The organism is Microcoleus sp. T2B6 (genome assembly GCF_036700475.1).
In the GTDB taxonomy this organism is placed as follows: domain Bacteria; phylum Cyanobacteriota; class Cyanobacteriia; order Cyanobacteriales; family Microcoleaceae; genus Microcoleus.
The window spans coordinates 72,206-87,140 of sequence record NZ_JAUBOZ010000009.1 but is presented as its reverse complement, the minus strand read 5'-3'; the positions used below and the strand labels follow the sequence as shown (position 1 = coordinate 87,140).

Genomic DNA, 14,935 nt, shown 5'->3' with positions numbered 1-14,935 from the left:
ATCGGGCATCGGGCATCGGGCATCGGGCATCGGGCATCGGGCATCGGGCATCGGGCATCGGGCATCGGGCATCGGGCATCGGGCTTGCGATGACAACAGTCAACCGTCAACAGTCAACCGTCAACCGTCAACTGTCAACAGTCAACTGTCAACAGTCAACTGTCAACTGTCAACTGACTTCAAACTTCCCCGATGCGTTCTAGAGGCCAAAACCGCACTACAGCCCGGCCGATGATATTCTGCTTAGGTAAAAATCCCCACCTGCTGGAGTCGTTGCTGTTGTTGCGGTTGTCTCCCATCACAAAGTATTCATTTTCTGGGACGCGATAAGGCCCCCACTGGTATTTAGGAGGTTCGGCAATATATTTTTCGACGAGGGGTTTGTCGTTGAGATAAACTAAACCTTTTTTAACGGCGACGGTTTGACCCGGTAAGCCAATTACCCGCTTGATGAATGCTTGGTCTTGGGTAAAGCCTTGTTCTTGCAACTTTTCCGGGGGAGTAAATACTACGATGTCCCCAGTTTTGGGAGGTTCGAGGTAGTACGAGATTTTTTCGACTACCACGCGATCGCCCACGTGCAAAGTTGGTACCATAGAATCTGAGGGTATGTAGCGCGGTTCGGCGACCAACGCTCGAATCACTATTGCTAAACTCAAAGCAATAATCACTATCTGAAGATTTTCTCGCTGCGACTTCCACGCTTTCTGCCACCAGGTTTCAGGCGGATTTTCTGCTACTTCTGTACCCAAATTCTTTTTTTCAGATGTCATTTATTTCTCCACTATATAGTTCTTGCTAATTATCTAATTGCCCTTGAAGTAGCTCGCTCTAATTAAACGTAAAACTTTGTTGGGGTATTCAGAAACCCGGAAGGGCGAACACGGCGGCGCCGTCCTACAGAAACCGAGTCGATCGGTCTCCTATTTTTTGAGACGAAGATACTTAGAAAAGTAAGCGTACATTGTGTTGATATTAACTCATAAAAAAGGCAGAGAACTAAGATTCTCTACCTTTTTTATTTGAGGATTTTGAGTTGTTTGCGATTACGAGATTGGTTATTTCAAAACTTTACTCGATATCGCACTTACTCAAACTTACTCAACGCCTTGGGGCAGCAATTCCCGCTTTTGACCTTGCAGCACCTTAACAATTCCGTCCTCGCCCACATCCACAACAGCGGTGTCGCCGTCTTTGATGCGGCCAGAAAGGATTTCCTCAGCCAAACTGTCTTCCAACAACCGCATGATGGCGCGGCGCAGGGGTCGGGCTCCGTAGCTGGGGTTGTAGCCTTCTTCTACCAGCCGTTCTTTGAATTTTTCGGTCACTTCCAGGGTGATTCCCTGTTCTGTCAAACGACTGAACACTTCTTTGAGCATGATGACCGCGATTTCCTTGACTTCTTCCCTGTTCAACTGGCGGAAGACGATAATTTCGTCGAGTCGGTTGAGGAATTCGGGGCGGAAGTAGTTTTTGAGTTCTTCGTTAACCAAAGAACGAATGCGGTTGTAATTAGCATCGGCTTGGTTGTCGCTGAACTCGAAACCGAGGCCGCCGCCGCCTTTTTCAATCACCTTAGAACCGATGTTTGAGGTCATAATCAGCAGCGTGTTTTTGAAGTCCACGGTGCGACCTTTGGCATCTGTTAAGCGGCCGTCTTCCAATATTTGCAACAGCATATTGAAGACATCGGGGTGGGCTTTTTCGATTTCGTCGAACAGCACGACGGTGTAAGGACGGCGGCGGACTGCTTCTGTGAGTTGGCCGCCTTCGTTGTAGCCGACGTAGCCCGGAGGAGAACCGATGAGTTTGGAGACGGTGTGCCGTTCCATGTACTCCGACATATCCAGCCGAATCATCGCGTCTTCTGAACCGAAGAAGTAGCCGGCTAGGGCTTTGGTGAGTTCGGTTTTGCCGACGCCGGTAGGCCCGGAGAAGATGAAACTGGCGATCGGGCGATTGGGATTTTTCAAGCCAACGCGAGCGCGACGGATGGCGCGGGAAACGGCTTTCACTGCTTCTTCCTGTCCGATCAAGCGCTGGTGCAAGGTATCTTCCATGTGCAGCAGCTTTTCGGATTCGGATTCGGTCAGTTTGTTTACCGGTACGCCTGTCCAGCTTGCCACGATTTGAGCGATATCTTCTTCGGTGACTACTGGCGATGGGTCTGTTTCGCCGGTGCGGGCCGAGTCGGTTTTTTTGGCTTGGGAAATAGCGCGAATTTCGGCTTTGATGGTCATTTCCCGATCGCGCAATTCGCCGGCTTTGTCAAAGTCTTGAGAACGCACCGCTTCGTCTTTATCTTTGAGGACTTGGCGCAGTTCTTTGTCAAGTTCTTTGGCTGCGGGGGGCAGTTGGGAGTTGATCAAGCGAACTCTGGAACCAGCTTCGTCTACCAAGTCAATTGCTTTGTCTGGGAGGAAGCGATCGGAGATGTACCGATGTGAGAGTTTCGCTGCAGCTTCCAGGGCCGTGTCCAAGATTTTCAGCTTGTGGTGCTGTTCGTAGCGTTCCCGCAGACCGAAGAGAATCTCGATCGTCTCGTCAACTGTGGGTTCGCCGACCATGACGGGCTGGAAGCGCCGTTCTAGGGCTGCATCGCGCTCGATGTGCTTGCGGTATTCGTCGAGGGTGGTAGCGCCGATACACTGGAGCTCGCCTCTTGCCAAAGCCGGCTTGAGAATGTTTGCCGCGTCTATCGCGCCTTCAGCCGCACCTGCACCTATCAAAGTGTGCACTTCGTCAATCACCAAAATCACGTTACCCGCTGTGCGGATTTCGTCCATGATTTTTTTGAGGCGTTCTTCAAATTCGCCCCGGTATTTCGTGCCGGCAACCAGCAAGCCGATGTCGAGGGTAACAACGCGCTTTTCTTCGAGGATGTCTGGGATGTCGTTGTTAGCAATGCGCTGGGCCAGACCTTCGGCGATCGCGGTTTTACCAACTCCGGGTTCCCCGATGAGCACCGGGTTATTTTTGGTGCGGCGACCGAGGATTTGAATTACCCGTTCGATTTCTTTTTGGCGTCCGACTACTGGGTCTAGTTTGCCATCGACCGCCATTTGAGTGAGGTTGGCGCCGAATTCATCCAGGGTTGGGGTTTTGGTGCGGGCGCCGCCGCCAGTGGCTGCGACTTCTGCGGTTTCTCCCAGCATCCGAATCACTTGGGTGCGGACTTTCGACAAGTCTACTCCCAGGTTTTCCAAGACTCTGGCCGCTACTCCTTCACCTTCGCGGATCAGGCCCAGCAGCAGGTGTTCAGTACCTATATAGTTGTGTCCGAGTTGGCGAGCTTCTTCTAGGGATAGTTCTAGAACCCGCTTGGCGCGGGGGGTGAACGGAATTTCGACTGCTACGAAGCCGGAACCGCGCCCGATGATTTTTTCCACTTCAATCCGCGCGTCTTTGAGGTTGACCCCCATTGATTTGAGGACTTTCGCTGCAACCCCGGTTCCTTCTCCGATCAGACCCAGGAGGATCTGTTCTGTCCCTACGAAGTTGTGACCCAGGCGGCGAGCTTCTTCCTGGGCCAACATGATTACTTTTATTGCTTTTTCTGTGAAGCGTTCAAACATGATTTATTCCCATCACCTGCTGCTATGTGCCCGTTTCGAGGTCACGCTCGCACAACGAGCGTTTGTGTTCGAGTGTTAACTCGTACTGCTTATTCTAGCGCGACACTCCCAACCTATCTGCCGCACTCGGCTGCGGTTGCAGATTCCAGGCTCATGTTGCAGGGTGGCTTTCAACTGGGAAGACCCAAATGGTGGCTGACCTACAACCTCCCCTAGACTGCAAGAAGATTGCTCTTCTCGGCCCGTGCCCAACCTACGACTACGTATTGATGGATTCTAGCACACTCTTTTTGGCTGTCATGCAGGTGCAAAAGTGATAATTCTCGAAGTACAGGCCGGGTTTTGCACAAAACTTATTAGTTAGATTCACGATCTATGTCCTAAGCTAGATAGACATTAAGCTGCTGCCAATCTCCCGAATCTGTGGGTTTGGGAGGGCGAGAGCGAGCTGGGCTTTCTTCATCTAAAATTTTGCCCCCGATTCGTTGAAGATTTGGGTATTCTTCCTGTTGTCAGTTGTGCGATCGCTCCTGATCAATTAGTGAGTCTTACTACAGTCCGAGGGGTTTGGCTCAGACTATACTCGGCACGGTTCCAGACATTGCTTTCGTAGCAGAGTGCTTTGGTCGTTAACTCGTCTGACTTAAAAGTTTGAAAATTCAATCGTGGAAAAGAATCTAAACCCTATTTAAGGCGTAGTGAAAGTAAATAAGGAACACTAGAAACTTAGATGACCAGGTAGAAAGTACCGACAATGGATCGATCGAAGTTACAAGTAAATTGCACGATGCAGCTACAACAACTTCTGCAGCTTCACCAAAAGAATTCAATGCAGAACAGCTAGGACGTGTCTACTTTATTCGGCACGGTGAAAGTACCAGTAACGAACGCAACATTTTTGCGGGAGTTCTGGATGTTGACCTCACATCCTTTGGCCGATTGCAGGCACGCCGTGCAGGTGTTGACCTCAAGAAAAAAGGTACAAAGTTTGACGCAGTATATGTCTCCCACATGAGACGCGCTAGGCAAACCTGCGAAATCGCCCTTGCTGAAAGTCAAGCACTAAAGTCACCCGATACCCCCGTTCAAATCGACCACCGAATTAGCGAAAAATCCTTTGGTATTTTTGCGGGTCGCAACCTAAATTTGCTGCGTCTAGCACTGGGCTACGAAGGCTTCGAGGAAATGTTGCACTCTCATAACGAAGCACCTCCGGCTGGCGAAAAGATTGCCCAAGTTTACTCTCGCGCTGCCCGTTTCTACGAAGACAAAATTGTACCGCACTTGGAACGCGGTGAAACAGTTCTAGTAGTGTGCCACCAATATGTATTGGAGCCTCTAGCACTTTATTTAAGCGGTCTACCGCCTACTGCTTATAAACACCTAAAACTCCCCAATGGTAAAGCTCTCAGCGGTGTGGATCTCGTCAAGTTTCGCGATAAGGAATCCGGCGGTGCTGCTTCCCTGCGGAAAGAGATCAACGATCTTTCAATTATGTGGGCGATTTTGATCTATGCCGCCGCCTTCTTGCTGGGAAGCTTGGCAAGGGCAATCAGCACCTCAGAAGCAGGGATTCCGTCAGTTTTATTTCGAGCAATAATCGTTGCGTGTCTTGCCGCCTCAACGTTTTATACCTACCTAGACATTGACTTTGCAGCGAGTAAACGCAAAGTAACCTCTACTGTGAAGTATCTAGTTTACGGGTGGATGGCAGTGCGATGGGCAGTTGGACTATTCTTAATATTTTCTGGATTTTTGTATCAGACTGAAGCGGATCTGTACAAAGTGTTGTGGGTTCTATTTTGGATGGTTCCGCCAGCCCTGACTTCCCCAGTTTTATCCGTGCTTTGGGGCGGTAATCTTTATCCGTCGGCTCTTTTGTCAAGAACGCTATCAATCGTTGCTCCACTGGCGCTTCTGGCTACATTGAAGGTTGCCAATTTACCCATTAACGTTGACAGCCTGATCTTTTTCGGCATTATTCTAATTTTAGGTCTGGCAATACCGGGTGCGATCGCCCAGTTTTGGCGCGACAAATCCCCTGTTGAATCAAACCACCACAGTAAAAACTGGAAATTCATCGGAGTGCTTGCTGTCGCATTCATGGCATTGGCAACAGGCTTTCAGTTTACTCCATCAACCTTCATTTCGGATCTATTTTCTTCAACCGATCCGAATCGCTCGCTCGCTTGTCTGCAACAGCTAGCATTGGCAACTTTAGTGTTTGTCTCAATGCGCGTTTTGGCTGTATTAACCTCAGCATTTACCAAGGGCAAGCTTAGCAAGGCAGAAGCTCGCGATGCTTACATCCTGCTTGTGAATCCCAACTTTTTCCTTTGGGCGGCTCTTTTCATCGGAGTTAGTGCAACGGCAAATCCCCAAGCCGTAAAATATGCAATTTTTTGGGCAGCGCTGGGGTTCTTCTGCATACCACTCATCGAACAGATATTGTTCATGAATTCATTTGGCAATGACATATTGAGAGAAACACTGCGTTCTTCGAGAGTGGCAACAGCAGATATCAAAAAGCTGTTCCTGCAATTGGATACGGATGGAAGTAAGGCACTAGAACGAACTGAGATTATGGAGTTGTTAGGGCTAATCGAAGATATGACAACAGGCGAACGTAGCTCTGAAGAAGTCAGAAGCTACATCACTGATTATCTTTTTAATACTCTTGACTCCGATAAAAATGGCAGTGTTGATTTAGCGGAGTTAGAAGAGTATATATCAACGTATGGGTTAGTTGCTAACCTTAACGTTGCTCAAATCTAAACTTTTGTTCAATAAGCATGACATCATCTTCAAATTTGAAAAATGATGTCATGCTTATTTGTCCGACTGCTGTATACAGTAATGCAAGAATGATAGTTTTAGCTGGCTCCATAACTGGCGAAAAATTGGAAAACAAAAAAAACCGAGGTTAATCTCACGATGGATACTCCGAGAAAAATTTTAGAGGAATTGCGACAAGTCTTTACCAAGATTGGTGGAAAAGACCAACAAATCGATCGCTCAGAGTTTAAGAAAGCTATGGGGCTGAAAGATGAATATTTTGCCGAGCGAATGTTTGCGATGTTTGATAACGATAAAAGTGGCGTTATAGACCTCGATGAATTTTTGAAAACAGTAGAGGAACTTGTCTTTGCAACTGAAGAGCAAAAACTGAAATTTGCTTATCAATTGCACGACATAAACGGGGATGGCTCCATCGAAAAAGACGAAGTTTCTCACTTAATTGCTGCTAGCTTGAAGGAAAATAATTTAACCTTTCCGCCGGAACAAGTTACCGGTCTTGTTGACATTTTGTTTTTAGAAGCTGATACCGATAAAAGTGGCGAAATTTCTTTTGAAGAGTTCAAAGGTTTAATCGGAAAGCATCCCGATCTGCTTGAGGCGATGGCAGTTAGCCCGGTTAGCTGGTTAAAACCTCGCCAGCCAGACGACGACGCCATAGCAGTTGCGCCCAAAGAGAAAAGGTCGCCAAAGGCGTACATCAAGCATTATATTCAAAACAACTGGGTCAAGATCGCTTTTTTGTCCCTCTATCTTATTGCCAATCTGGTTCTTTTCTTTGGGGCTGTCGATCGATATGCAAGTCTAGGCGCAAATGTGTACGTTCAAATTGCGCGGGGATGTGGCGCAGCGCTCAACTTCAACGGGGCATTGATCCTAATTCCCATGCTGCGGCATTTTATGACTTGGCTTCGCAAAACAAGGATCAACAACTATCTGCCGATAGATGAAGGCATCGAGTTTCACAAGCTCGTGGGTCAATTCATGTTTGCCTTTGCGATCGTCCATACGATCGCGCATTTCCTCAATTACACCACATTGCCGGTTCCCTTTGCCCAGAGTCTTTTTGCGACGAAGGCTGGCTTGTCAGGATTTTTATTACTGCTAGTTTTCGCAGTTATGTGGGTGACAGCGCAAGCTCCAATCCGCAAAGGCGGAAAATTTGCGCTTTTCTATACAGCTCATATGTTGTACGTCGTGTGGTTTGCCCTGGCGTTAGTTCACGGGCCAGTTTTTTGGCAGTGGGTGTTGTTACCTGTTGTGGGATTCGCGATCGAACTGGTTATTCGCCGGCAGAATACAAAAGAGCCTGCCTATGTAGTTAATGCCTCTTTACTCCCCTCCAAAGTTCTAGGTTTGGAAATTGCACGTCCGAAATCTTTCCACTATCAACCAGGGGACTACGTGTTTGTTAAATGTCCGAGTCTATCCAAATATGAATGGCATCCATTCACAATTAGTAGCGCCCCCGAAATGCAGGATGTCTTATCTGTACACATACGCTCTGCGGGTAGTTGGACTGGAAAATTATATCAACTTTTCCGAGAACAGCACGAGCAATGGATACGGTCAGGTAACTCTAAATACGAGCCTGGAGTGCTTGTCCATTTAGATGGGCCCTATGGGACACCAAGTACCCATATCTTTGAATCTAAGTACGCTATTCTAATCGGTGCGGGTATTGGCGTAACTCCATTTGCCTCTATTCTCAAAAGTATGCTGTACCGAAGCCAACACGGTTCTTCAGGAATGCGTTTGCAAAAGGTACATTTTTACTGGCTCAACCGAGAGCAAAAAGCGTTTGAATGGTTTGTTGAACTCTTATCCAGAATCGAAGCCCAAGACACTAACAACTTATTTGACATTAATTTGTATCTGACAGGTGCCCAGCAAAAGTCAGATATGAAATCCAGCACCCTATTTGTGGCAATGGATTTGATGCATTCTCAGACGCAGGTTGATTTGATTACAGGTTTAAAGAGCCGTACACAAACGGGTCGTCCAGACTGGGAGGAGATTTTTCAAGATGTAGCGCAGCAACACGCGCCCAATAAAGTTGACGTATATTTCTGCGGCCCTCCTGGACTATCGGTACAATTGAGAAATCTCTGCCATAAATACGGGTTTGGCTATAGGAAAGAAAATTTCTAGCAAAACTTCTGGCAATTGATTTATGATATTCAGCGAGAGTCATAAGTTTAGGACTTACACAGAAACGGGGGTTATTTGACGTAAAATAGGCTTTCTGGCTATTTCTCTCCGTCGAGAAACCCGGTTGATTTGAACTTTTGCGTAATTCCTGAACTTGCTCTCCGTCATCTCCCAAAAAACCTTACTTGAATATCGAAAAACGAGGAAAATATCCAATGAAGTTAGACAAGTTTGTACTAGCACAAAATATGGCATTTCTAATAGCCATCCCACCAGAAAGTAATTTGGCTAAATTGTTCTCCTTTTGCTTGGCCACAAAGGTTAGAAAAAAGATGAGCGGAACAGAAATATTAAGGATCACCTGTGAGCTAATGGAAAACCCATCTAATTTGCCCTATTGGACTCAAGAGGTGATGGGACTCGATTTAGATTACAGCAGTGAAGAGTGGAAAGCTTTAGGAGAAATGGGCATAAACGATGCAGGAGAGTTTATGGCTATGGTGTCTCAAGAATTGGAAAATTTGACTTTGTAATATTTGGCCTTGGCGTCAGCAAAGAAACTCTCTTCCAACACTCTATTAAAAGCATTCATCAGAGCCGGATAGTTAAAAAACCCGGTCTTTAGACAAGGGAGCATCACCTTTCAAAAGAGAAACAAAAATATGTCTTTAAATGTTGAACTTTTAGAGCAAAGTTTTGAGATAATCAAACCTCGTGCTGATGAATTTGCCACTACTTTCTACGATAACCTGTTTAAACTTTATCCAGAAGTGAAACCACTGTTTGCCAATACTGAGATGGAAAAGCAACAGAAAAAGCTGATAAATTCTCTGGTTTTGGTAGTAGAAAATCTTCGTTCTCCAGAGGCTTTAGGGCCAGTTCTAAACGCACTGGGAGGGAGACACGTGGGTTATGGAGCGATCGCCAATTCTTACCCGGCAGTTGGAGAAGCACTACTAATGACCTTTGAGGAGTATCTTCAGGAAGATTGGACTATTGAAGTCAAACAAGCATGGATCGATGCCTACGGAGCGATTACTGCTTTGATGTTAAAAGGCGCAGGTGTAGAAACTACACATGAAGAAGTTCCATTAGAAACAGAGATTATTCCCGACAAACAGGTAAGTATAGCAGCTAATCACCAACTAGAATCAGTTCCCGAAAAAGAGCCAGAGTTAGCCGTAGAGGTACTGGAAAGCAGTTTCGATAAAATCAAACCTCGTGCTGATGAATTTGCCGCTAGCTTCTACGAAAACCTCTTCATCGCTCACCCAGAATATAAACCATTGTTTGCCCATATCGATCTAAAAATACAACAGAAGAAGCTCCTTAATGCTTTGGTATTGGTAGTAGAAAATCTCCGCTCTCCAGAAGCTTTAGGGCCAGTTCTCAAGGCCTTGGGAGGCAGACACATCGGCTATGGGGTAATTCCCAAATATTATGGGCCAGTTGGAGACGCACTGCTGATGTCTTTTGAGCAGTATCTCCAAGAAGATTGGACTCCCGAAGTAAAGCGGGCGTGGACAAATGCCTACAGAACAATTACTGGTTTGATGTTAAAAGACTCAGGTGCAGATTCTTCACCAAATGTTGTCGCAGATGAAAAAGATGTCATCCACCATCAGCCACAAGAATCAAAGACACAATTACTGAACGAATCTAAGCCGATCGCGCCGCCAACCGAGGAACAGAAAAAGCCTTTAGTATCAATTCAGTTGGATGGTGAAATTATCCACAAAATGCTCTCGAAAATAACTGATAGTTATCGGCAATTTCAGGGTCAATCATTCCTGCAACGATTGGGTGAAGTTCTCAAAGGAATTTTAGAAAAATTCATTGATAATTTTTGGACACAACCCGCCTGGTTAGTTGCTAGTGTTTCAGCCGTTCTGTTCATCATAATTTATGTGGCGGCGGATGATAATTCTGTGCTTGGAAAAATTTTGCAGAGTGTTGATGCTCTTAGTGTGGTCGTTGCTTTAATTTTATTCATTAAAGAAGCACCCGATCGCAGAAAGCAATTTCATTACCAAGCTTGGAGTATAGTTGATGCAGCACACGGCGTAAAAGTTAGCTATGCCAGAATTCTGGCACTCCAAGATTTGAATGAGGATGGTGTTTCTCTTAGAGGTTTGGATGCTATTGGTGCGGAGTTAGTAGATATTAATCTTCCTCATGCCAATCTCAGTAAAGCCAATTTGATGGAAAGCGACTTGAGTAATGCTAATTTGACTTATGCCAATTTAGATAATGCTAATATCAGTCAGGTTAAACTTAGTGGTGCAAATTTAAGTCATGCAAAACTGAGTTTTGCTCGCTTGACTCAGGCTAATCTTAGTAGTGCGAATCTTAGTAATGCTAATTTAATTTGTGCAGAGTTGAGTAATGCGAACCTGAGTGGTGCAGATTTGAGAGATGCTAGTTTGAGTGGTGCCAACTTGAAGAGTGCCTACCTAACTGGTGCAAATCTCAAAGGTGCTAAAGTTAGCATTTCTGACCTGAGTGGTGCTTTGCTCGAAGGTGCTGTTATGCCTGATGGATCAAAGTATAAGTCTCTGGAAGATGGGGGCACAAACAAATAAATTGATCCCAGCTTGTTTTTGACCTTCAAGTCTGCTTTTCTACTCAAGGTGACGACACCGTGAGTAGAAAAGCTTTGGCTTACTGAAATGCGATCGAGACTAATATCGAGACTAATAGTGAGAGATTACTATTTAATTGTTTATACACAAAATAAATAAGGCAAAGAAGATCAGGAAAAATCCTATGCAATTATTTAAGCAGTTAAGTATCAAGACAAAACTCATAGTTATGTTGCTGGTAGTCAGCCTTTGCGCTATGCTCGCCAGCACCTATATATGCTCAAGCAGTGGGAAATCTATTCTGACCGAAAAAGTCTTCAACCAATTAACCAGCCTTCGGGCTGCCAAAACTTATCAAATCCAAGATTATTTTGAAAGCCTTTACCACCACAGCCAAACCCTAAGCGAAGACCTAACAGTCGTCGGCGCAATGCAGGAGTTCAAGACAGCCTACCGCCAACTTGAACAATCAACAGTACCAGCGGATTTTGACGCAAAAATTGATACCTTCTACCGGACAGAATTTTTAACTAAACTAACGCGAACTAACGAGGGTTCCCCCGTTCTGGCATCCTACACGCCAAAAACAACTGCTGCCCGTTACTTGCAGTACCACTACATCGCTGCCAACCCCAACCCCGTTGGCAAAAAACTTCTCCTTGACAATCCAGGCGACGCCAGTTCCTACAGCCGCGCTCATGCCCGCTACCACCCTATTTTTCGCAATATAGTGGAAAAATACGGTTACTACGATATGTTTTTGATCGATCCCGAAGGAACTGTTGTCTACACGGTTTTTAAAGAAGCTGACTTTACCACAAACTTCACCAACGGCCCCTACAACGAGAGTAACCTAGCATCCGCGATCGCCGCGGCACGACAAGCAAATGGAAAGGGCTATGTGAAAATAGTAGATTTCAAACCCTACAGCCCTTCCTACGGTTCGCCTGCGGCTTTTATCGCTACCCCAATCTTTAACGACTCCCAATTCATTGGTGTTTTGGCGTTCCAGCTTCCCGTTGACAAAATTAACAATGTGATGACTGGCAACAAAAATTGGAAAAAAAATGGTCTGGGCGATTCAGGAGAAACTTATCTGGTTGGGTCGGATTATTTAATGCGCTCTGCGTCTCGTTTCCAGATTGAAGACCCAGAAGGTCATGCAAAAACCCTACGCTCGATCGGCACTGATGAAAAGACTGTCAAGAAAATCAAAGAGTTCAATACTACAATCCTCCTACAGGAAGTGCAAACAAAAGCAGTGAAGGAAGCTTTTTTTGGGAAACAGGGCACGGAGGCGATCGACGATTATCGCAATATTCCGGTTTTGAGTTCTTATGCTCCTCTAGACATTGATGGATTGAAGTGGGCGATATTGGCGGAGATAGATGTTTCTGAAGCCTATGCCCCAATTCACTCGTTTGAAAAAACAGTTTTGATTGCGGCTACTTTAATCATCGCGCTAATCACGCTTGTTGCCATGTGGCTGAGTGCAATCTTTGTCAAACCCATCAATACTTTAATCGCTAGCGCCCGCAAGGTGGGGGCTGGGGAATTTGATGCGGTTGTCAAATCTGGTTCGCAAGATGAATTTGGAGACTTAGCTAAGTCATTTAACCAAACATCGGCAGCCTTCGCGCCGAAACTCAACTAATCGAACAGAAAAATCGCGAAAATGAAGCATTAGTCTTAAGTATATTTAGTCCCGCAATCGCCAAACGCCTCAAACAGGGCGATCGAGAAATTGCCGAGCAAATTTCTAATGTCTCGATCTTGTTTTCCGACCTCCACCAATTCACCAAACTGACTCAATCAATGTCGCCTCAAGAGGTTGTTCGCTTGCTGAATGAACTGGTAACAGGCTTTGATGAAATGACAGATAAATACGGTCTAGAGAAGATTAAAACTATTGGTGACGGTTACATGGCTGTATGCGGGCTTGGTATGCCGCGTCTGGATCATGACAAACGCACGCTAGATTTTGCTTTGGAAATGCTGTCGTTTGTCCGCCGATTTAGTTATGAAAAAGACTTGCATCTAGACCTGCGGATCGGCATCAATTCAGGAGATGTGGTTGCGGGCGTGATTGGCAAAAATAAATTGCTCTACGACGTTTGGGGCGATACTGTAAATACTGCCAATAGGTTGAAGTCGGCTTGTCCTCCAGGCTCGATCTTAGTTTCTCAAGACATCTGCGATCGCCTGACCGAACTATACGATTTTGAGCTGGTTGGTGAAATTCAAGAACCAGGAAAAGAACAGCTAGTCGCTTGGCAAATCAAAAATTATAAGCTGACCGCAAGCGTTCGAGAGGAAGCAGTTTATGAGTAATTTAAGCTTGTCAAACGACTGGCAGACCTGGGCGGTAATTGTCGGATTAGGCTTCCCACTCTTGGTGGTTTTACTAGGAGAGGTTATTTATCATCTACAAAGGCGCAATAGACCGCTGGCGACTACGCTGCGGGTTGTAAAAAACCTCGTCCTGCCCTTCTTAATGCTGATGGTTTTAATCAGGAATGTCGTGAGGCTTGACGTTGACGGGAATTTTGCAAAGCTCGTCGCAACGCTGTTTTGGATATCTGTTATCTACGCTTCTCTCTCGCTGTTTAATGTAATTTTGTTTGAAGAAGCTGAGGCAAATACATGGCGGGGACGGATGCCCAAACTGCTGATCGACCTTTCTAGGTTGTTTTTGGTGCTTGTGGGAAGCGCGATCGTACTGGCGGCGGTGTGGGGTGCAGATTTGGCTGGTCTTGCTACGGGATTGGGCGTTAGTTCGATCGTGATCGGTTTGGCGCTTCAGGACACACTAGGCAGCATCATGTCTGGCATTGCGCTGCTTCTGGAACGCCCCTTCAGTGTGGGTGATTGGTTGCGAATTGGAGATATCGAAGGGCAGGTAGTTGATATCAATTGGCGCTCTGTTCGCCTGCTAACTCTCCAGCGCCAGGTGGTTGTCGTTCCTCATCAGTTCATTGGAAAAGAAATAATTCATAATTACAGCCAACCAGAACGCATTTACAACCAACGTATCAATATTGGCTTTTCTTACGATAGCCCCCCTAACCTGGTGAAGCAGGTACTGCTAAGTACAGCTTTGGCTACACAGGGGATATTAGCCGAACCCGAACCTGAGAGCAAAACTACATCCTATGATGAGACTGCAATTATCTATGAGGTGGAGTTTTTTATCGAAAACTTTGAAGATATGGAGCAGATACTCGATCGATTTATGACACGAATCTGGTACGCAGCGCAGCGAAACAACCTGACGCTATATCGCTACCGATACTCCTATGCTGTGGAAGCTGCTGATAAGGCAGATAGCGCTTCCAGTAAGTTAGCCCAAAGCTTGCATTCAATTCCCGGATTTATGCCTTTAGCTAGAGAGGCAAAAAATTTGGATGACTTAACTAAGGGAACTATTTTACAGAAATTTGGTGCGGGTGAGAAAGTCATCCGGCAGGGCGAGCCTGGTAATGCTTTGTACATTATCATTGCGGGTCAGGCTAAGGTAACAGTCACGAACAAGTTGGGCATGGAGTTGGAGGTTATGACTATCTTGAGTGGTGAGTTTTTTGGCGAGATGGCGCTGTTTAGTGGGGAACCGAGTCCGGTATCGGTTGTCGCCGTTGACGATTTGCAAGTTCTTGTCGTCTACTCAGATGCTGTAAATACGATGATTGAACGTCAACCAAGCTTGGGCCGCGAGATAGGTCAAATTATCGAAGCGCGAAGCAAAGCGGTAAGTATGGCCGGGCAGGCAGATGTTTCGTCAAGAGCTGAGGTTGATTCTATATGAGGATTTTGAACTAAATTGATATCGAGTAA

At 46.0% G+C, this 14,935-nt stretch carries 11 protein-coding genes; 9 read left to right on the top strand and 2 right to left on the bottom strand.

The features are described 5' to 3' along the window. Positions 1-203 (top strand): hypothetical protein (locus tag QUA00_RS06375; protein ID WP_333409113.1); only part of this gene is annotated, 203 nt, incomplete at its 5' end. Here the strand turns inward: QUA00_RS06375 and lepB are convergent. Continuing rightward, positions 180-773, bottom strand: coding sequence for a signal peptidase I (gene lepB / locus QUA00_RS06370; protein WP_333206202.1), 594 nt, complete (start codon positions 771-773; stop codon positions 180-182). The genes QUA00_RS06375 and lepB overlap by 24 nt on opposite strands. 324 nt (positions 774-1,097) lie before the next feature. Further along, positions 1,098-3,575, bottom strand: a complete 2,478-nt coding sequence (locus QUA00_RS06365) for an ATP-dependent Clp protease ATP-binding subunit (RefSeq protein ID WP_333055947.1) — start codon at positions 3,573-3,575, stop codon at positions 1,098-1,100. Positions 3,576-3,763: 188 nt separating this feature from the next. Here QUA00_RS06365 and QUA00_RS06360 point away from each other — a divergent pair, with 188 nt between their 5' ends. The 8 genes from QUA00_RS06360 to QUA00_RS06325 all read left to right on the top strand — a co-directional run bounded on the left by QUA00_RS06360 (position 3,764) and on the right by QUA00_RS06325 (position 14,906). After that, positions 3,764-3,892: a hypothetical protein gene (locus QUA00_RS06360; protein ID WP_333146530.1), complete on the top strand. Its 129-nt coding sequence runs from the start codon at positions 3,764-3,766 to the stop codon at positions 3,890-3,892. 463 nt (positions 3,893-4,355) lie between these two features. After that, on the top strand, positions 4,356-6,350 hold the full coding sequence (locus tag QUA00_RS06355) for a histidine phosphatase family protein (RefSeq protein ID WP_333409112.1): 1,995 nt from the start codon (positions 4,356-4,358) through the stop codon (positions 6,348-6,350). Positions 6,351-6,509: 159 nt separating this feature from the next. Further along, the gene (locus QUA00_RS06350; protein WP_333409110.1) at positions 6,510-8,522 is read left to right on the top strand and encodes an EF-hand domain-containing protein; all 2,013 of its coding nucleotides are present in this window, start codon (positions 6,510-6,512) and stop codon (positions 8,520-8,522) included. Between the two features lie 215 nt (positions 8,523-8,737). Further along, positions 8,738-9,055, top strand: coding sequence for a hypothetical protein (locus QUA00_RS06345; RefSeq protein WP_333409108.1), 318 nt, complete (start codon positions 8,738-8,740; stop codon positions 9,053-9,055). Positions 9,056-9,184: 129 nt separating this feature from the next. Beyond that, positions 9,185-11,104: a globin domain-containing protein gene (locus tag QUA00_RS06340; RefSeq protein WP_333409106.1), complete on the top strand. Its 1,920-nt coding sequence runs from the start codon at positions 9,185-9,187 to the stop codon at positions 11,102-11,104. Between the two features lie 184 nt (positions 11,105-11,288). Continuing rightward, entirely contained in the window at positions 11,289-12,758 is a 1,470-nt protein-coding gene (locus QUA00_RS06335) for a cache domain-containing protein (RefSeq protein ID WP_333409104.1), read from the top strand. Further along, positions 12,728-13,435, top strand: coding sequence for an adenylate/guanylate cyclase domain-containing protein (locus tag QUA00_RS06330; RefSeq protein ID WP_333409142.1), 708 nt, complete (start codon positions 12,728-12,730; stop codon positions 13,433-13,435). Before QUA00_RS06335 ends, QUA00_RS06330 begins: the two co-directional genes overlap by 31 nt. After that, complete coding sequence (locus tag QUA00_RS06325) at positions 13,428-14,906, top strand: mechanosensitive ion channel family protein (protein WP_333409103.1); 1,479 nt, start codon at positions 13,428-13,430, stop codon at positions 14,904-14,906. Before QUA00_RS06330 ends, QUA00_RS06325 begins: the two co-directional genes overlap by 8 nt. The last annotated feature ends 29 nt before the right edge of the window (positions 14,907-14,935 follow it).

What these genes read in the sequence shown, in the direction of transcription:
- lepB (WP_333206202.1), bottom strand. Translation starts at nt 773, where the DNA reads ATGACATCTGAAAAAAAGAATTTGGGTACAGAAGTAGCAGAAAATCCG.
- QUA00_RS06365 (WP_333055947.1), bottom strand. Translation starts at nt 3,575, where the DNA reads ATGTTTGAACGCTTCACAGAAAAAGCAATAAAAGTAATCATGTTGGCC.
- QUA00_RS06360 (WP_333146530.1), top strand. Translation starts at nt 3,764, where the DNA reads ATGGTGGCTGACCTACAACCTCCCCTAGACTGCAAGAAGATTGCTCTT.
- QUA00_RS06350 (WP_333409110.1), top strand. Translation starts at nt 6,510, where the DNA reads ATGGATACTCCGAGAAAAATTTTAGAGGAATTGCGACAAGTCTTTACC.
- QUA00_RS06345 (WP_333409108.1), top strand. Translation starts at nt 8,738, where the DNA reads ATGAAGTTAGACAAGTTTGTACTAGCACAAAATATGGCATTTCTAATA.
- QUA00_RS06340 (WP_333409106.1), top strand. Translation starts at nt 9,185, where the DNA reads ATGTCTTTAAATGTTGAACTTTTAGAGCAAAGTTTTGAGATAATCAAA.
- QUA00_RS06335 (WP_333409104.1), top strand. Translation starts at nt 11,289, where the DNA reads ATGCAATTATTTAAGCAGTTAAGTATCAAGACAAAACTCATAGTTATG.
- QUA00_RS06325 (WP_333409103.1), top strand. Translation starts at nt 13,428, where the DNA reads ATGAGTAATTTAAGCTTGTCAAACGACTGGCAGACCTGGGCGGTAATT.